This is a genomic window from Proteus sp. G2626 (assembly GCF_009915985.1).
Classification (GTDB): domain Bacteria; phylum Pseudomonadota; class Gammaproteobacteria; order Enterobacterales; family Enterobacteriaceae; genus Proteus; species Proteus vulgaris.
On record NZ_JAABNH010000009.1, the window covers coordinates 387,024 to 405,482 of the forward strand.

Annotated in this window: 23 protein-coding genes; 14 read left to right on the plus strand and 9 right to left on the minus strand. The window is 38.6% G+C overall.

The window, feature by feature from the left end; genetic code table 11:
* The first annotated feature begins 200 nt into the window (after window positions 1-200).
* Window positions 201-1,271 (plus strand): outer membrane-stress sensor serine endopeptidase DegS, encoded by a 1,071-nt coding sequence (gene degS, locus GWJ05_RS06080; RefSeq protein ID WP_161681179.1) that lies wholly within the window; start codon window positions 201-203, stop codon window positions 1,269-1,271.
* Window positions 1,272-1,297: 26 nt separating this feature from the next.
* Here the strand turns inward: degS and GWJ05_RS06085 are convergent, their stop codons facing one another.
* Window positions 1,298-1,546, minus strand: a complete 249-nt coding sequence (locus GWJ05_RS06085; RefSeq protein ID WP_036933057.1) for a CPCC family cysteine-rich protein — start codon at window positions 1,544-1,546, stop codon at window positions 1,298-1,300.
* 37 nt (window positions 1,547-1,583) lie between these two features.
* On the minus strand, window positions 1,584-2,645 hold the full coding sequence (locus tag GWJ05_RS06090) for a hypothetical protein (RefSeq protein WP_036933058.1): 1,062 nt from the start codon (window positions 2,643-2,645) through the stop codon (window positions 1,584-1,586).
* Window positions 2,646-2,946: 301 nt separating this feature from the next.
* Here GWJ05_RS06090 and GWJ05_RS06095 point away from each other — a divergent pair, with 301 nt between their 5' ends.
* On the plus strand, window positions 2,947-3,858 hold the full coding sequence (locus GWJ05_RS06095; RefSeq protein WP_036933060.1) for a hypothetical protein: 912 nt from the start codon (window positions 2,947-2,949) through the stop codon (window positions 3,856-3,858).
* Complete coding sequence (locus GWJ05_RS06100; RefSeq protein WP_036933062.1) at window positions 3,851-5,155, plus strand: SIR2 family protein; 1,305 nt, start codon at window positions 3,851-3,853, stop codon at window positions 5,153-5,155. Before GWJ05_RS06095 ends, GWJ05_RS06100 begins: the two co-directional genes overlap by 8 nt.
* Window positions 5,156-5,235: 80 nt before the next feature.
* Here the strand turns inward: GWJ05_RS06100 and murA are convergent, their stop codons facing one another.
* The 7 genes from murA to mlaF form a co-directional block, all read right to left on the minus strand.
* Window positions 5,236-6,498, minus strand: a complete 1,263-nt coding sequence (murA, locus tag GWJ05_RS06105) for a UDP-N-acetylglucosamine 1-carboxyvinyltransferase (protein WP_036933063.1) — start codon at window positions 6,496-6,498, stop codon at window positions 5,236-5,238.
* Between the two features lie 47 nt (window positions 6,499-6,545).
* Window positions 6,546-6,800 carry a BolA family iron metabolism protein IbaG gene (gene ibaG, locus GWJ05_RS06110; RefSeq protein ID WP_006535338.1) on the minus strand — a complete coding sequence of 85 codons (255 nt, stop codon included), beginning with the start codon at window positions 6,798-6,800 and terminating at the stop codon, window positions 6,546-6,548.
* Window positions 6,801-6,942: 142 nt separating this feature from the next.
* Complete coding sequence (gene mlaB / locus GWJ05_RS06115) at window positions 6,943-7,236, minus strand: lipid asymmetry maintenance protein MlaB (RefSeq protein ID WP_087802915.1); 294 nt, start codon at window positions 7,234-7,236, stop codon at window positions 6,943-6,945.
* A gap of 1 nt (window position 7,237) precedes the next feature.
* The gene (mlaC, locus tag GWJ05_RS06120; protein ID WP_036933065.1) at window positions 7,238-7,867 is read right to left on the minus strand and encodes a phospholipid-binding protein MlaC; all 630 of its coding nucleotides are present in this window, start codon (window positions 7,865-7,867) and stop codon (window positions 7,238-7,240) included.
* A gap of 84 nt (window positions 7,868-7,951) precedes the next feature.
* Window positions 7,952-8,488 (minus strand): outer membrane lipid asymmetry maintenance protein MlaD, encoded by a 537-nt coding sequence (gene mlaD, locus GWJ05_RS06125; RefSeq protein ID WP_036933066.1) that lies wholly within the window; start codon window positions 8,486-8,488, stop codon window positions 7,952-7,954.
* A 3-nt stretch (window positions 8,489-8,491) separates the two neighbouring features.
* Window positions 8,492-9,271, minus strand: a complete 780-nt coding sequence (gene mlaE / locus GWJ05_RS06130; RefSeq protein ID WP_036933068.1) for a lipid asymmetry maintenance ABC transporter permease subunit MlaE — start codon at window positions 9,269-9,271, stop codon at window positions 8,492-8,494.
* Between the two features lie 3 nt (window positions 9,272-9,274).
* Window positions 9,275-10,087, minus strand: coding sequence for a phospholipid ABC transporter ATP-binding protein MlaF (gene mlaF, locus GWJ05_RS06135; protein WP_036933070.1), 813 nt, complete (start codon window positions 10,085-10,087; stop codon window positions 9,275-9,277).
* A gap of 243 nt (window positions 10,088-10,330) precedes the next feature.
* On the opposite strand from mlaF, the gene GWJ05_RS06140 reads away from it, so the two are divergent.
* From GWJ05_RS06140 to npr, 11 genes are all read left to right on the plus strand, one after another.
* Complete coding sequence (locus GWJ05_RS06140) at window positions 10,331-11,311, plus strand: calcium/sodium antiporter (RefSeq protein ID WP_036933072.1); 981 nt, start codon at window positions 10,331-10,333, stop codon at window positions 11,309-11,311.
* A gap of 18 nt (window positions 11,312-11,329) precedes the next feature.
* Window positions 11,330-12,304 (plus strand): arabinose-5-phosphate isomerase KdsD, encoded by a 975-nt coding sequence (gene kdsD / locus GWJ05_RS06145; protein ID WP_036933073.1) that lies wholly within the window; start codon window positions 11,330-11,332, stop codon window positions 12,302-12,304.
* A gap of 27 nt (window positions 12,305-12,331) precedes the next feature.
* Window positions 12,332-12,889, plus strand: coding sequence for a 3-deoxy-manno-octulosonate-8-phosphatase KdsC (kdsC, locus tag GWJ05_RS06150; RefSeq protein WP_036933074.1), 558 nt, complete (start codon window positions 12,332-12,334; stop codon window positions 12,887-12,889).
* Window positions 12,890-12,905: 16 nt separating this feature from the next.
* Entirely contained in the window at window positions 12,906-13,484 is a 579-nt protein-coding gene (lptC, locus tag GWJ05_RS06155) for an LPS export ABC transporter periplasmic protein LptC (protein WP_036933075.1), read from the plus strand.
* Window positions 13,465-13,998, plus strand: a complete 534-nt coding sequence (gene lptA / locus GWJ05_RS06160; protein WP_036933076.1) for a lipopolysaccharide ABC transporter substrate-binding protein LptA — start codon at window positions 13,465-13,467, stop codon at window positions 13,996-13,998. Before lptC ends, lptA begins: the two co-directional genes overlap by 20 nt.
* 6 nt (window positions 13,999-14,004) lie before the next feature.
* On the plus strand, window positions 14,005-14,730 hold the full coding sequence (gene lptB, locus GWJ05_RS06165) for an LPS export ABC transporter ATP-binding protein (protein ID WP_036933077.1): 726 nt from the start codon (window positions 14,005-14,007) through the stop codon (window positions 14,728-14,730).
* Window positions 14,731-14,789: 59 nt separating this feature from the next.
* Complete coding sequence (gene rpoN, locus GWJ05_RS06170) at window positions 14,790-16,271, plus strand: RNA polymerase factor sigma-54 (protein WP_036933078.1); 1,482 nt, start codon at window positions 14,790-14,792, stop codon at window positions 16,269-16,271.
* A 23-nt stretch (window positions 16,272-16,294) separates the two neighbouring features.
* Window positions 16,295-16,582, plus strand: coding sequence for a ribosome hibernation promoting factor (gene hpf, locus GWJ05_RS06175; RefSeq protein WP_036933079.1), 288 nt, complete (start codon window positions 16,295-16,297; stop codon window positions 16,580-16,582).
* Window positions 16,583-16,731: 149 nt separating this feature from the next.
* Window positions 16,732-17,199 carry a PTS IIA-like nitrogen regulatory protein PtsN gene (ptsN, locus tag GWJ05_RS06180; RefSeq protein WP_023582879.1) on the plus strand — a complete coding sequence of 156 codons (468 nt, stop codon included), beginning with the start codon at window positions 16,732-16,734 and terminating at the stop codon, window positions 17,197-17,199.
* Between the two features lie 78 nt (window positions 17,200-17,277).
* Window positions 17,278-18,132 (plus strand): RNase adapter RapZ, encoded by an 855-nt coding sequence (gene rapZ, locus GWJ05_RS06185; protein WP_023582880.1) that lies wholly within the window; start codon window positions 17,278-17,280, stop codon window positions 18,130-18,132.
* Entirely contained in the window at window positions 18,129-18,401 is a 273-nt protein-coding gene (gene npr / locus GWJ05_RS06190; protein WP_036933080.1) for a PTS phosphocarrier protein NPr, read from the plus strand. The genes rapZ and npr overlap by 4 nt, the downstream gene beginning before the upstream one ends.
* Window positions 18,402-18,459: the final 58 nt, after the last annotated feature.

Genomic DNA, 18,459 nt, shown 5'->3' on the forward strand with positions numbered 1-18,459 from the left:
CTTTTCACCTATCTAATTTATTGATTTCCTTAGCCCTATATTTTTGATTATAGGGCTTTTTTTTATGTGCATTTTCAATAAGAGCCATTGGCTTAAAAGAGGATTTTATGCGCTAAGCAATGCTTTCATAAGTTAAACTATGCTATTCTCATCTTCCTTACGCAAATAATCTCATGGTCAGACATAAATACAGGATTTTTATGTTAACTAAGTTACTGCGATCGACATTGATTGGCCTCTTAACAGCAGCAATTCTTTTGATTGCAGTCCCTTCGATTCGCCCTATTTTTATTGAACACCTACTCAATGGTGATTTTCTTAATGCTCCTTTTAGCTACAACACAGCAGTACGACGTGCAGCACCTGCGGTCGTCAATGTTTATAGCAGTACGATGGGAAGCTTTTCTCAAGAAGGCCGTGAACTGACCTCTTTAGGCGCAGGCGTTATCATGGATGGGCGAGGCTATATTCTGACAAATCAACATGTTATTAATAATGCTGATCAGATTATTGTCGCATTACAAAATGGTGATCTTTATGAAGGTTCACTAGTTGGCTCCGATCCTTTAACTGATCTGGCCGTATTAAAAATTGATGCTGATAAACTCCCAATAATCCCTATTAACAGTAAACGAATTTCTCATGTTGGTGATGTTGTACTCGCAATTGGTAATCCATTTAATATTGGACAAACAATTACCCAAGGGATAATTAGTGCAACAGGCCGAGTGGGGTTAAGCCCAACACGTTACCAAAACTTTCTACAAACAGACGCCTCAATTAATGAAGGCAACTCAGGTGGAGCACTTATTAATACAGAGGGCGAACTTGTGGGTATTAATACCATGACGTTTGACTCAGGAACCTACAATGGATATCGCCCAAGTGCTGAAGGCTTAGGCTTTGCTATTCCAACCGAATTGGCTGTAAAAATCATGAATAAACTTATTCGTGATGGTCGTGTTATTCGAGGTTTTATTGGTATAACAGCAAAAGAATTACCCAGAATTCGCTCATCAAATACAGACATTAAACAAATCCAAGGGCTACGTATTTTTCGGATTTCCCCCAATAGTCCAGCAGATAAAGCGGGTATAAAAACAGGTGATATTATTCTTAGCATCAACCATGCTCCCGCCACTTCTGCCATGGAAATGATGGACTATATTGCAGAAACCCGTCCCGGCACAGTATTACCTGTTACGTTATTACGTGAGGGTAATGAACTCAATGTTGATGTGACTATTTCTGAATATCAACCAGAATCGTAACTCACACATAATCTCCCTATAACCCGCTAATAGGGAGATTTCATATAAAACGTCGCACTTTGTAAGCAACTTTCTTGAAAGCTTTCTGTCTTACGATAATCATCTAACGTGCTGTGATTACAACCGCTATATTCTCCTTCTTTAGTACCATCATTTTGCCAACCACAAACTGGGCAGATCTCAAAAAATGCCTCATCTTTATCTTTAAAGACAAAATAATGACAAGCAACACAACTCACTTCGAGTGGAAGGTGACAACTGCGTTTCTCTATCAAAGTAATCTCCTATAGCAACAACAAATAAAGCGACGTTTTATTCGCTTTTATTCGATTTGCTCGTGAGCAAATTATTTTCAACAGTATGCCAAATTTTTTCAGCTTTTCGTCCAATTAAAATCAGTGAAATAGCTAAAATAAAGAAGAAAATCGCACTGTGTAAGCTATCCCAGAAATATTCAAAAAAACGTGTATAAAGGTTAATACCAAGGAATGTCAGGCCAAAACCTCTTAACATGCCATCATCGGTTTTAAGACTGATATAGATACAAATAACGGAAACAACACCAAATAACAGTGCCCAAGGTAACAAATTCACACTTGAAGTACGATACCAAGTATCAGGATCGTAATTGCCGAAAATAGACATTATCCATAACGCAATAAAGAGATAAGTAAGTCCCATTATTTTTGTCATCGTAAACAAGCGACGATACACCAATACATTTTGCAGAAAATAGCATCCTGCTAGTAATACAGCACCAAAAAAGACAAAGCGGATAGGATAGTTCATCCCTAACCAATAAGCGCCCCATCCTGACATATACCCCGTTTCAGCGCCAAACCAATTCCCTAACATCAATAAGAAAAATAACCACACCAACGATGAACGGCTTATAAAACCAATCACACCATAAATCACACAACCTATTAAGAAAAGAGGTGCAATGTGGCCACTTCCTGTATCCAGTAATTCACCAAGTTGCCAAAGAAAAATAGCAGTAAACATCACACCTAAAAAAAGAATAAATTCAGTACTGTAATGCCATTGTGTTTCTTTACGTTGGCGCTTAAATCCCCAAAAATAGAGTACTGAAGCAATAAGCGCTGGCGATATGACTCTCATAATTTCAGAAATACTAAAAAGCTCAATAAGATAATAAACTAATGCACTATCACTAAAGACACTGCCAACAGCAATCATCAAGCACACAATTGCTATCCAAAACGCGTAACGGCTCACTCTTTTCCAATCAAATGGGATACATTGTAATGTACTTTCGAGCTGTCGATGTGCTTGTTCTGAAATCTCACCAGATTGTTGCCACTCATTCAATGCTTGGCGAATAAGACGCTCTTGTTTCCTTGTTACTTGCATACTTGTTCCTTTCTTTTAGCTCATAGGGATTTATCCAGCACAAGTTTATTTTTCTTACTGTATCTTGCTACGAAAGAAATACCTTATGAATCATCTGATTGCTACCATTAAAAATAATAAACACGTCACATTATAATGAAAGAAATAATAGATAATTATTATATTTCTCTTGTCTATCTTATAGGTTAATAGTCCTAAATAGTTATTTATTATCACATAGAGCACAAATCTAAACTCCCCAGAAGAAATTTTAGAAACCCTGTGATATGTATTATTTAAGAAAGTATAAAAGAGGCATTCAATGAAAATAGAATTAGCTAAAAGTCTTGAATTAAATAGAGATATCACAGCAGAAGAAGCCGATAAATTATTCTCAGAAAACAGAATAACATCAAAACATCTTTTTGAATGTACTGAACCTGATTGTCACGCCCAAGTAACATGTGCCAATCTTGATAAACCTAGTCGATTACGAAAAAGGATCCCTTATTTTAAATTTGTTTCTGAACACAGTGATGCCTGCAAAATAGGAATTAGTGAAGAAAGTGAATTTCGTAAAATAAAGAAAACACATGAAGATCCTGAAGCACTCCCTTTTATTCTAGATGATACTGTTGAACTTGATCTCTCATCTCCTTATAAAACTAAAATTCATGATATACCTGTCACAGAAGAAGAGAATAGTATAAAAAAACGCTTAAAAAGAAAGGATGTTGATGAAGAAAATATAAATAAAACACGCCATGCAAGAAAGCGTTTATCTGGACTAGTTAAGGCTTTCATTAATAAAGAAAATTTCTTTCTAAATACTGCTGAAGGAAAAATTCATTTAAGAGACTTCTTCATTCATGTTAATGATAAAAAAGATCTCAGTGAGTATGTCGATGAGCCTCGAGTGTACTTCGGTAAGGCATGGATTAAACGGATAGATAATTATTACCTTGTTCGTTTTAATAATGAAATGCGAGCAGGTAATTTAAAATGTAAGCCAACATTTTTTATTACTGAGAGACTTGTCGATAGTTCGGAATATAAGAGAACATCTCGACAAGAACTAGATAAGATCGCTTTTTCTAAACCAGCACAACCCCTCTACTTATTTATATTCAGTGAATTACCACCAGTAAAAATGAATAGTAGTGATTTTATTAATTTCAAGTTAGATGATTTAACTTACCTATATTACAAAAAATGGGGCAAGAAAAATGAATGAAATATATGAAATAGCCTATTCAGCAGTGACTAATCGACTATGTTTGTTTACAGGTACTGGATTTTCAAAGGCATTAACAAAAAATAAAGTACCTAGTTGGCAAGAATTACTTGAGAAAGTCTGTGATGAATTGAGTGGTTTAGAAAAGATAAAACAATCTTTATTCCCTGATAATGGTAAAAATCCATTAAGTTTAGAGGAAGCGGCTCAAGTTATTTATATTGAATATCAAAAAAGAGATAAAAATTTACATGAGAAAATTGCAGAAATTATAAAAGATATCAAATTATCTAAAAATAACGAACCTATAGAAGAATTCTTGGAAAATAATTCTCTGAGAATAATAACAACAAACTATGATAAATTGATTGAAAATATGCTTTCAATTGATCATTGCCAATCCCTTGCTCCTGGATTACCAATTCCAAAATCGTCTTCAAAAATAAAAATTTATCACGTACATGGTTCTATTGATTCACCGAGTAATATGGTTGTTACTTCTGATGATTATTTTAAATTTATAAACTACAACTCTTATTTTTCTAAAAAAATAAGCTCTATGATTTATGAAAATACAATTGTTATATTAGGCTATTCTCTTGGAGATACTAACCTAAAAGCAATTATTAATGAGTACAAAAATTTCTCACGAGAAAATGTTATTGGTTCTTCCATGTTTTTAGTATCTAGAAAGAAAATAGAACCCTACTTAAAAGAATACTATTTTCATTGCTATGGTATTAGAGTTATTGATGATTTAAATATTCATGATTTTTTTGAAAATTTAAATTCAAAAATAATAGAAGTAGAAAAAACTGTTGAAAGTTCAATAAAAAATATAAAGAAAGTATTACATGGAAATCATAGCTTCTCTGAGAAATTCTTAAGAGTAGAAAATAGTTTTTATGAAATAATAATATCATTAGCTGCCTTTGGTGCTAAAGTGACAGATAAAAAAACCATGAACATGATAGAGAAAATAATACAGGAAAAAATAAAACTAACGAGTGAAAATAGTGCTTGGGAACAATATGTTCATTTAGCAAATTGGCTAATCTATCTTGCAACTATCATTGAAATAAAAAGTACTCCATTAGAAGATATATATCTTAAAGCGGTATCTCATTCAATGGATCACATGGCTAAAGATTATTCCATAGGATATTCTTGGCATGCTTATCGTGCATGGGAAAATAAATGGCCGTCTCTTATTGTATCAAATAGAGTTATGATAAAAAATTATGTTCGTGAGAATATTAGTAATAACGATGCTGTTAATTTAGTTAAAAACCTATAATTAATTTAAACTAATAAAAAACCATAGCGCCCCAAAAGCACTATGGTTTAAAATAACTAAAAAGGGCTAACTAAAATAAATTAGTCATTAGCGCGCAAACGTTCTATTTTTGCCCCTAATCCTTGTAATTTAGCTTCTATATTTTCATAACCACGATCGATATGATAAATACGATCAACAATGGTTGTGCCTTCAGCGATACACCCAGCAAGGACTAAGCTTGCAGAAGCACGTAAATCCGTTGCCATCACTTGTGCACCCGACAGTTTTTCAACACCATGGCATAACACGGTGTTACTTTCGATTTCAGCATGAGCCCCCATACGAATTAACTCAGGAATGTGCATAAAACGGTTTTCAAAAATCGTTTCGGTTATCATTCCTGCGCCTTCAGCGACTAAGTTTAAAAGACTAAACTGCGCTTGCATATCAGTCGGGAACCCTGGATGTGGTGCTGTGCGCAAAGTTACCGCTTTAGGGCGTTGACCATGCATATCAAGACTGATCCAATCTTCGCCAACCTCAATATCTGCCCCTGCTTCACGTAATTTCGCCAGCACAGCATCTAATGTATCTGGCTTTGCATTACGACAAACAACGCGACCACGAGAAACAGCTGCGGCAACTAAGAAAGTCCCCGTTTCAATACGATCAGGTAGAATTTGATAAGTACCACCGCCGAGGCGCTCTACGCCTTCGATAGTAATACTATCTGTACCCGCACCACTGATTTTAGCGCCTAATGTATTGAGGAAGTTTGCGGTATCTTCAATTTCAGGCTCTCTTGCCGCGTTCTCAATAATGGTTTTACCTTCAGCTAACACTGCCGCTGTCATAATAGTGATGGTGGCACCCACGCTCACTTTATCCATAACAATATGCGCGCCTTTTAGTCGCCCATCAACGCGAGCTTTTACATAACCTTCATCAAGCGTGATTTCAGCACCTAATTGCTCTAAACCTGTAATATGAAGATCAACAGGGCGAGCGCCAATGGCACAACCGCCGGGTAAAGAAACCTGGCCTTGACCAAAACGTGCCACTAATGGGCCTAATGCCCAAATAGAAGCACGCATGGTTTTGACTAGCTCGTAAGGTGCGCAAAACTCATTGATATTACGAGCATCAACGAAAACAGAGCCATTACGTTCAACATGCGTTCCTAAGCGATTAAGTAATTTAATCGTCGTATCAATATCTTTTAACTTAGGAACATTGGTTAATTCTACTGGCTCTTCGGCAAGGATCGCAGCGAACAGGATTGGTAATGCAGCGTTTTTCGCGCCTGAAATAGTGACCTCACCTGATAAACAGGTTGGTCCTTGTACTCTAAATTTATCCATCTGTAGAACTCTCTTTTTATTTTGCTGTACGCTGTATACCTACTGAATCAAAGCCCGTTAAGTTTACGATCCCTCTTCCACTCTTCAGGTGTGTAGGCTTTAATAGACAAAGCGTGAATACGGTTATCTGCAATATATTCCATCAAAGGGGCATAAATGGTTTGTTGTTGTTTTACTCTGCTCATTCCCTCAAACATGGCGCCAACAACGACAACTTGAAAATGACTGCCATCACCGTTAACGATGACTTCATCTAAAGACAGGCTGTCCATTAATACTTGTTTGATTTCATTTGTATCCATAATTGCTCAATCTCAACGTTAAAAATAATAATCAGTCGTCTATCCTAATGGAATCCGCCCTACTCTTAAACCATCAAAAACCCCCTTAATGATAAAAGTATCACGAAGGGGGCTTTTTAATTACTTTTACTTAAAACCAGTCTTAGGCAATATTCATAATTTCATCAAGATCATAGAGAGTGATCAGCGTTTGAAAACGCTCACTCACCCCTTGAATAATAAATTGACGATGTTGTGCTTCCATCTCAGCTTTTAGGTGAACAAAAAGAGCCAATCCTGTTGAATCAATATGACTCAATGCCGAAATATCAATAATATTGATATCGGCTAATAATGCTTTACGTTGTTGCCAAGCAGGTAATAACGTTTCGCGATCTAACGTTCCTTGGAAAAAAAGGATATCGTCCTTTTTTTCCCAATTTAACGAGGATGACATCCTATTTTTTCTCATCCAGTGTGATTGGTGTTTTTGCACTGATTTCTAACTGTTTTGTTAAACCATCAACACCTTTAGAATTTAAAATATCTGACCACTCATTTTGTTTTGTCGTGATCATGCTAACGCCTTCTGCAATCATGTCATAAGCTTGCCATTCACCTGTTTTACTATTTTTACGCCATTGGAAGTCAAGGCGAACAGGTGGACGACCATTTTTATCAATAATGGTAACGCGAATGGTGAGGTTTGTTTTATCTGCGAACGGTTTTGCCGGTTCAATACGGTATTCTTGCCCTTCATACATTGCTAATGCTTGACCATACACTTGAGCAAGATACGCTTCAAATGCCGTAAAATACGCATCGCGTTGAGCAGGTGTTGCAGTACGGTAATGAGGGCCTAAGACTAATGCACCTGCATATTTAATTTGTACATAAGGCAACAATTCTTGTTGAACAATTTGACGTAAAACTTCAGGATTTTTACGAATTTCAGGCTGTTCATTTTTTAATTTAGTAAACGTTTTTTGTGCAGCATCTTCCATCAGTGTGTATGGATTGGTTTTATCTACAGCCATCGCAAAAGGTGTGATGACTAACAGTGCGACCATTAATAAGCGTTTAAACATACTTTCGCTTCTCCTCAATAGGGTTTTAATAATAGGATGAATTACCTAATTAAATATATGAATACATCCTATAAGAATTAATGATTAAGGTAATACTGGATGTTCTTCCGTAGGTTCAGATTCAGATTTTGCTGAACCATCACCATCCCCTGTTTTATAAAGGAATTGACCGATAAGATCCTCTAACACCATAGCTGAATTCGTGTTTGTGATCCTTCCGCCCTCTTTTAACAGCGTAGAACCTAACTCTTCATCATAGAATCCTAAATTCAATGCGAGGAACTGCTCGCCTAATAAGCCTGATGTACGGATAGACAAGGAACTGCTTTCTGGAATATGGTCATAAATTTTCAAAATATCGAGCGCAACTTCAGGACGATAATTTCCTTCCTCTTCTTCTTTTAAGGTAATAGAAGCAACGCGACCAATCACCACACCACCAATCTTAATCGGGGAACGCTCTTTTAATCCACCAATATTACCGAAACTAGCATAAATACGGTAAGTTGGTTGATTGCCCATTTCTTTAATATCTGCCACTTTCAGGCATAAGAAAATCACGGCAGCTAACGAAATCAGAACAAATAGACCAACCCAAACTTCAATTTTTTTACTTTGCATGACTTAGTTCCCAAACATCAGTGCTGTTAGCACAAAATCTAAACCCAATACGGCTAACGATGAATGAACAACAGTACGTGTTGTTGCTCTGCTAATCCCTTCTGATGTTGGGATTGCGTCATACCCGTTAAAGAGCGCTATCCAAGTGACGGTAATGGCAAAAACGACACTCTTAATAAAGCAATTCACTAAATCTAATCGCCATTCAACGGCACCTTGCATAGATGCCCAGAAAAAGCCTTCATCGATCCCTTTCCAATCCACACCAACAATGGCACCACCCCAAATACCGATGGCAACAAAAATAAGTGAAAGTAATGGCATACTAATTAAACCGGCCCAAAAACGGGGGGCAACTACGCGCCGTAAAGGATCGACTGCCATCATTTCTAAACTGGAAATTTGTTCTGTGGCTTTCATTAAACCGATTTCCGCTGTTAATGCAGAACCTGCTCTACCTGCAAATAATAATGCTGTTACCACAGGGCCCAATTCTCGTAACAATGAGAGAGCCACCATCATGCCAAGGCTCGCTTCAGCACTAAAGGTTGTTAAAACAAGATAACCTTGTAATCCCAACACCATGCCAATAAATAGACCAGACACCATGATAATTAATAAGGATTGAACGCCAACGTTATACAGTTGCTTCATCAAAAGAGGCCACTGTTTACGGAATTCTGGTTTGCCGACTAATGCTCGAAAGAGCATAATGCCTGCTCTACCGAATGTCGCAAAAATTGCTAACGATCTAGCGCCAATACGAGCTAATAAATTTACCACGTACTAATTTCCTCGTCCTAATAGGTCGTCCTGATAATCTCCCGCAGGAAAACGGAAAGGGACAGGACCATCAGCAATTCCATCTAAAAACTGCCTGACTTGCCTATCTGGGTTGTCCTGGAGTTCTTTTGCACTGCCTTGAGCAATTACTTTCTGTTCTGCAACAATATAGGCGTAATCAGCAATGCTTAGCACCTCAGGCACATCGTGGGAAACCACAACACACGTCACCCCCAAAGCATGATTTAACTCATCAATTAACTTAACAAGTACACCCATTGTGATAGGATCTTGCCCAACAAAAGGTTCATCAAACATGATTAATTCAGGATCAAGCGCAATCGCTCTCGCTAATGCAGCTCTTCGAGCCATACCGCCTGATAATTCAGAAGGCATTAAACTTGCTGCACCACGTAAACCGACTGCTTCGAGCTTCATCATCACTGTTGTACGTATAAGCGCTTCAGGTAAATTTGTATGCTCTCTTAGCGGAAAGGCCACATTTTCAAATACATTCATATCAGTGAAAAGAGCCCCTGATTGAAAAAGCATACTCATTTTCTTTCTTGCGTGATACAACGCAGAACGTGATAGCGCTGGGATATTATCGCCATCAAACCAAATTTCACCACTATCTGGAAGGATTTGTCCTCCCATCAGGCGTAACAAGGTTGTTTTACCAATCCCAGAAGGCCCCATAATTGCCGTCACTTTCCCTCTAGGTACAACAAGGTTAATCTCAGAAAAGATCTTCCTGTTACCACGAGTGAAGTTCATATTGCGCACTTCAATAAGATTGTCAGATTGTGCGTTCATGAATAAAACATCCTCAAGCCTGTCTGCATAAACAAATTTTTACGCTATTTTGGCAGGTCATTCGTTATGTTACAAAGAAATCACCACTATTTAGCAATTTATTGCACGGTTAATTTTACTTTTCGTGCTTGGCTAGTCAAAATACGGTGAATTAGCAAAACCTTTTGACAATATGTTTTTTTATCAGCCCTGTCTTATTGGTTTTTTCTTTCTTTACTTGCTCATTGTCGGAAAACTGATGGCATGTTGATTACTTTGTCTCTTTTAATTTTTGGATTGATGCTACTTGTTTATGCATCAGACCGGTTAGTCTATGGTGCGAGCGTTTTTGCGCAATCGTTAAAAATTCCACCCGCCGTTATCGGTATTTTAATTGTAGGCACTGGTACATCATTACCCGAGCTTTTTGTTTCTACTGATGCCTCTATCCATAATTTACCAGACATTGCTATTGGTACAGCAATTGGTTCTACGCTCACCAATCTTCTTCTTATCGCAGGCATTGGGGCGATGATATATCCCATGAACATACAATCTGCGGTACTGAAAAAAGAGCTTCCATTGATGATTATCGTCATCATGCTTGTGGGAATTATTTTATCACGTGGAAACCTCGGACTTAGAGAAGGTACGTTACTGTTTTTTATTGGTTTTGCATCTATTTTCCTCATGATAAAAACCATGCATGGAACACTCACGCAAGAGCGTCATATATTACCTTTAGAAACCTTAACCCGCTTTGAATTACAGACAAATCCTCGTAATTCCGTTGCTCTTTTTTGGGTTGTCATCGCTTTACTGATTATTCCAGTTGCCACTCAAATGATATTAGATAATGTCTTTATTCTAATGCAACAGTATCATCTTAGTGGCTTTTTTGTTGGCTTAACCTTGCTATCTATTGGAACAAGCCTACCAGAACTCGCTACAACCATTGTGGCTGCTCTAAGGCGTGAGAATGAATTAGCATTAGGAAATATTATAGGTGCTAATATTTTCAATCTAACCTTTGTGTTAGGTATGCCTGCATTACTCTCGCCAAGCACCTTTAATATCAACGCATTTTATTTTAGCTTTGCTGTTCTTGGTGTCGCGAGTTTACTGTTTTCTGTCTTTTCCTTAGGGCGAAAACAACGCCTTAATCGAGGAAAAGGGGTATTCTTATTAGTTTGCTTTATTGTTTATATTACGGTGTTGTGCGTTGCACATTCTCTCTTAACCTAAAATAAATGGTACAAAAAAATGACCGAGTTTGATTTTCAGCAAGCAGGTAAAAAAGTCCTTCATATTGAACGTGATGGGTTAGCTGAACTAGAACAATATATCAATGATGACTTCACTCTTGCCTGTGAAAAAATTTTTCACTGCCAAGGTCGAGTGATTGTGATGGGTATGGGTAAATCTGGCCATATTGGGCATAAAATTGCTGCGACTTTTGCCAGCACCGGCACACCTTCTTTTTTTGTTCATCCTGGTGAAGCTAGTCATGGCGATTTAGGCATGGTAACAGAAAAAGATATTGTTCTGGCGATTTCAAACTCCGGTGAAGCCAGTGAGATCCTCGCCCTTATTCCGGTTCTGAAACGCAAACAGATAACACTGATTTGTATGACACGCACTCCTCAAAGTACAATGGGGAAAGCGTCTGATATTCATCTTTGTATTAAAGTTCCCAAAGAAGCTTGCCCTCTAGGGCTTGCACCCACAACCAGTACAACAGCAACATTAGTGATGGGTGATGCACTGGCTATCGCACTTTTACGTGCTCGCGGTTTTACTGCAGAAGATTTTGCGCTTTCCCATCCAGGAGGTGCATTAGGTCGTAAATTACTCCTTCATGTGAGTGATCTAATGAACAGAGATACGGATATTCCTCGTGTCACTAAAGAGGCGACTTTACGTGAAGCACTTGTCGAGATTACCCGTAAAAAATTAGGTATGACGGTGATCTGCGATGATAGTATGTTGATTAACGGTATCTTCACTGACGGTGACTTACGACGCATATTTGATTTAGGAATTGACCTTAACAATGCCAAAATTTCGGATGTTATGACAAAAGGAGGCATTCGTATTCGTCCTGATTGTCTAGCCGTTGAAGCGCTAAATTTAATGCAAGCAAAACATATCACCTCACTGTTAGTCACAGAACAAGATAGTGATATCCTGTTAGGTGTTTTACATATGCATGATCTATTACAAGCCGGTGTTGTATAAGCTAGTCATAACGTTTGAAGGATAAAAATGAATATAATGATAGAAACTTGTTATGGTGCAGTAAGCGAACATGTCATCAAAAAAGCAGAAAAAATCCAATTGCTGATTTGTGACGTAGATGGTGTGATGTCAGACGGACTCATTTACATGGGCAATAATGGCGAAGAGCTAAAAGCCTTTAATGTGCGTGATGGATATGGCCTTCGTTGTTTGCTTACATCAGGCATTGAGGTTGCTATCATTACAGGCCGTCAGTCTAAACTGTTAGAAGATCGTGCTAAAACCCTTGGCATTACATATCTTTACCAAGGTCAGCATAATAAGCTTTTGGCGTATCAACAACTGTTAGATACACTAAACCTTAAACCTGAACAAACAGCCTATATTGGCGACGACCTGATTGATTTACCTGTAATGGAAAAAGTGGGACTTTCTGTCGCTGTGGCTGATGCGCATCCATTACTTACACCTCGTGCTAATTACGTCACTCGCATTGCGGGAGGGCGTGGCGCAGTACGAGAATTATGTGATTTAATCCTTTTAGCTCAAGGTCGGCTTGATGAAGCTAAAGGTCTTTCGATTTAACATATAACGACACAGAATGAATAAATTAAAATCCTGGTTTACCTTAATTCTTGCAATTATCGCCCTTGGGCTAATTGGCTGGAACTATACTAACAACACTGAATTCGGTGATGGTGAGATTGTTGATGATGGTCAACCAACTTATCAATCCAAATCATCGATATCTTTTGTTTATGAGCCAACAGGTATACTTGGATATAAACTCGTTGCTGATGATGTCAAAAACTATGCTCAGCAGAAGTTTACATGGTTTACTAATCCTGTCTTAACCACTTATTCGCCGACAGGGGATGCAACATGGACCGTACGCGCCAATAAAGCCAAGCTTACGAACAGTAAAATGCTCTACCTTTATGGCGATGTTCAGATTGATAGTTTAAGTGACGATTCTCAATTACAGAGAATAAGCACTGATAATGCTGTCGCAAATTTGGACACACAGGATGTTTCCTCTGATGATGAAGTGACTATTATCGGCGTCGGACTGAAATCAGTCGGCTTAAAAATGCGAGGCAATCTGCGTGAGAAACGCGCAGAGCTGATTGAAAAGGTAAACACCTATTATGAGATCCCTAATGAATCAAAAAATCCGTAATACACTGATTATCGGTACATTATTAGCAATAAGTGTACCTGCGATGGCGCTTAAAGATGACACGCAACAACCTATTGTTGTCAATTCAGAAAAGCAGTCACTTGACCTGGAAAAAAACGTCACGACATTCACACAAAATGTTGTGATTAAACAAGGTTCTATCGATATCCGTGCTGATAAAGTCATAGTCACACGCCCAGGTGGTGACTCAAAAAAAATCGTCATAGAAGCATTTGGTAATCCTGTGACTTTTTATCAGTTACAAGATGATGGCAAACCAATCAAAGGTCGTGGCGAAAAAATGACCTATGAAATGGATAAAGAATTAATGACCTTAACGGGTAAAGCCTATCTTGAACAATTAGACAGTAATATCACTGGTGATAAAATCACTTATCTCGTCCCAACTCAGCAAATGGAAGCATTTAGTGGTAAAGGTAAACAAGTTACCACTGTTTTACTGCCTTCACAGTTGCAAGAGAAAGGTCCTGGTGTTAACAACAAAGGTAAGTAACACTTTATGGCGCTGTTAAAAGCTGAAAATTTAGCAAAAGCATACAAAGGGCGCACCGTCGTCGGTAATGTTAGTCTGAATGTTAATTCAGGTGAAATTGTTGGTTTACTTGGCCCAAATGGTGCCGGTAAAACAACCACATTCTATATGGTTGTCGGCATTGTCGCTCGTGATGCAGGTAGTATTACTATTGATGATGAAGACATCACTCTGTTACCGTTACATGAACGTGCGCGTAAAGGCATAGGCTATCTGCCCCAAGAGGCCTCTATTTTTAGACGGTTAAGTGTTTATGACAACATTATGGGAATTTTAGAAATTCGCCATGATTTAACACCAGAGCAACGAAAAGATCGTGCAGAAGAGCTTTTAGAAGAGTTCAATGTCAGCCATTTGCGTAACAGCCTAGGGCAATCATTATCAGGGGGCGAACGCCGTCGAGTTGAAATTGCACGCGCATTAGCAGCAAATCCTAAATTTATTTTATTAGATGAACCTTTTGCGGGTGTTGATCCAATTTCAGTCTTAGACATTAAAAAGATAATCCAACATCTACGTGATTATGGATTAGGTGTACTGATTACTGACCATAATGTTCGTGAAACATTAGATGTGTGTGAACGCGCCTATATTGTCAGCCAAGGTCACCTTATCGCTCATGGTTCACCAGAAGAAATTCTTGAAAATGAGCAAGTTAAACGTGTTTACTTAGGTGAAGGCTTCCGCCTGTAATCCTAGATTCACTTTTACTCTGTCATGGATGACAACAGCCAAGGACTCATCGCATTATTATGAAACAAAGTCTGCAACTTCGTCTCAGTCAGCAATTGGCTATGACGCCTCAGCTACAACAGGCTATTCGTTTGTTGCAACTTTCGACGCTTGAATTACAACAAGAAATTCAGCAAGCGCTTGAATCCAATCCTCTTCTAGAACAAGACGACGAGCAATCCGATCCCCTTTCAGATGAAACTTCTCATACCGATAATCAATCTGACTCAATAACAGAAAAAACTAACGATAACCAGGTTGAAGAGTTTGATACGCTGGATGCTTTAGAGCAAAAAGAGATGCCCGACGATCTCCCTTTAGACACACAATGGGAAGAGATCTACACCGCAGGCACACCTTCTGGCACCAGTAATGATTATAGAGATGATGAACTTCCACTGTATCAAGGTGAAACAACTGTTTCCTTGCAAGATTATCTGACTTGGCAGGCGGATCTCACTCCGTTTACAGAAACTGATAGGGCCATTGCTATAAGTATTATCGATGCGGTTGATGAAACAGGATATTTAACTGTTACAACAGATGACATCCTACTTGGAATGGGCGATGATGAGATAGAGCTTGATGAAGTTGAAGCCGTATTAAAACGTATTCAACGCTTTGATCCTATTGGTGTTGCTGCACGCGATTTAAAAGAGTGTCTTTTGATCCAACTTTCGGCTTTTTCAACAGATACGCCTTATCTTAAAGAAACGCAGTTGGTCATTAGCCAACATTTAGAATTATTAGGCAATCGCGACTTCCGCCAATTGATGCGTCAAACAAAGTTACGTGAAGAAACATTAAAATCGGTTATTGAGATAATTCAATCACTTGATCCTAAACCTGGATTAAGTATTGATGCTGGCGAGTCAGAGTATGTTATCCCAGATATACTGGTAAAAAAATCAGGTGAACGCTGGCAAGTTGAGTTAAATACAGATAGCATTCCTCGCCTACGCATAAATGAAACCTATGCTGCATTGGGTCAATCGACCCAAAATGAGAGCGATGGAAAATTTATTCGTGACAATTTACAAGAAGCTAAATGGCTGATAAAAAGTTTAGAAAGCCGTAATGAGACATTATTAAAAGTCGCTCATTGCATTGTTGACACACAGCAGGCGTTTTTCGAATTGGGTGAAGAGCATATGAAACCCCTTGTGTTAGCGGATATCGCTGAACAGGTTGAAATGCACGAATCCACCATTTCTCGAGTGACAACGCAAAAATTTTTGCATTGCCCGAGAGGAATTTTCGAATTGAAGTATTTTTTCTCTAGCCATGTGAATACTGATAGCGGAGGCGAAGCCTCTTCAACAGCAATCAGGGCTTTAGTGAAGAAACTAATCGCAGCAGAAAACCCAGCGAAACCACTGAGTGATAGTAAACTGGCTGATATGCTCGCAGAGCTTGGCATACAAGTTGCTCGACGTACTGTTGCGAAATATAGAGAGTCATTATCCATCCCGCCTTCAAACCAACGCAAAGAGTTGGTTTGAGCATAATTGAGAAGGAAGACACTATGGAACTTCAAATCACTGGTCATAACATTGAATTAACTGATGCTCTGCGTGAGACCGTCAAAGCAAAAAGCGCGAAATTACCTCAGTTCTTTGACAAAATTAATAACGTTCAGGTTATCCTGAAAGTCGAAAAAGTGAATAAAATCGCTGAAGCGACCATTCAAGTTAATGGCGGTGAATTACATGCCTCTGCTGAAGCAGAAGATATGTACGCAGCAATTGATGGATTGATGGATAAACTGGCTCGTCAATTAACCAAACACAAAGATAAACTGAGACAACATTAATTCATTTCCCATTGTGAAATGGGGATACAATCGGCGAAGTTACTGCGTTGTTTATGACTCGGTTCAAGCCAACGCCTAATCAATATCAGTAACAAAAAACCAGATGCCACCTTGTGACATCTGGTTTGCTGGTCTAAGTGAATAAGACAATGAACAACGATACAAAGATGAATATTAGCGACGTACTTTCTCTGGCATGTACGCATAATGATGTACACTGCACGAGTAAAAAGCGCGCGTTAGAAATTATCAGTGAAAACGCAGCAAAAGCACTTAATTTACCCGAAACACTGATATTTGAAGCCTTATTGACGCGCGAAAAAGTCGGTACAACAGGGATTGGGGGGGGGTTAGCTATCCCTCATGGACGTATTGAAAGTGATGAAACAGAAAAAGTAGTTGGTGTGTTTCTTCACTTAAGCGAACCTATTGCCTTCGACGCTATTGATAATCAACCTGTCGATTTGTTGTTCGCATTACTCGTTCCTGCAACACAATGTAAGGAACATTTACACACACTGTCTTTGATTGCAAAACAGTTGGCAGACAAAAATTTATGTCGCCGACTACGCTCCGCACAAAGTGATGAAGAGCTTTATCAGATTATCACAGAATAACCCCTACGGGTTTGTTGGGACGCGAATAGCATACAGTGGAATGATATTCATCACTGGGAAATTATAGGGAGCTACCTCATGGTGCTGATGATAGTCAGCGGACGCTCTGGTTCAGGTAAGTCAGTTGCTTTGCGTGCGCTTGAAGACATGGGATTTTATTGTGTTGATAACTTGCCTGTTGATCTTTTACCTGAGCTCGCAAAAACACTGGCTGAACGTGATGCTTCTGCTGCCGCTGTCAGTATTGACGTCCGAAATATGCCAGAGTCGCCGGAGATCTTCGAGAAAGCGCTGGAAAGTTTACCCGCTGAATATTCTCCACAACTCTTATTTTTAGACGCAGATAGAAATACCTTAATTCGTCGTTATAGTGATACACGACGTTTACACCCACTTTCGACCAAAAACCTTTCATTAGAAATGGCTATTGATACCGAAAGTGATCTGCTTGAGCCATTGCGATCACGAGCAGATCTTATCATTGATACGTCAGAAATGTCCGTTCATGAGCTCGCAGAAATGTTACGTACTCGCTTATTAGGTAAGCGCGAGCGTGAATTAACGATGGTCTTTGAATCCTTTGGATTTAAACATGGTATTCCTATTGATGCAGATTATGTTTTTGATGTGCGTTTCTTACCGAATCCACATTGGGATCCTAAACTGCGCCCGATGACGGGCCTTGATCGCCCTGTTGCGGCATTTTTAGATAGACACACTGAAGTTCATAACTTTATTTATCAAACCAGAAGCTATCTTGAACTCTGGTTGCCGATGTTAGAAACCAATAACCGTAGCTATCTAACAGTCGCGATTGGTTGTACAGGAGGCAAACACCGTTCTGTTTATGTTGCAGAGCAACTCGCCGACTATTTCCGCTCTAGAGGGAAAAACGTACAATCACGACACAGAACACTAGAAAAACGCAAATGACCCAACACCGACAAGTTGCGATAAAAAATCGACTTGGCATACATGCACGGCCTGCAATGAAGTTGTTTGATTTAGTGAAAACATTTCAATCAACAGTGATTTTACGCAATAACGAAGGTGTTGAAGCGCAAGCAGATAGTGTGATTGCTATGCTGATGTTAGATTCAGAGCAAGGCAGTCAAATTGATATAGAAGTGACAGGTAGCGACGAAAATGAAGCTATTGATGCGATTATTGCATTATTTGAATCAGGGTTTGATGAAGAATAATCGTAATAGAAAACAATAGAGTAGCGTTTCTTAACTAAATAACCCGAAAGAGACTGTG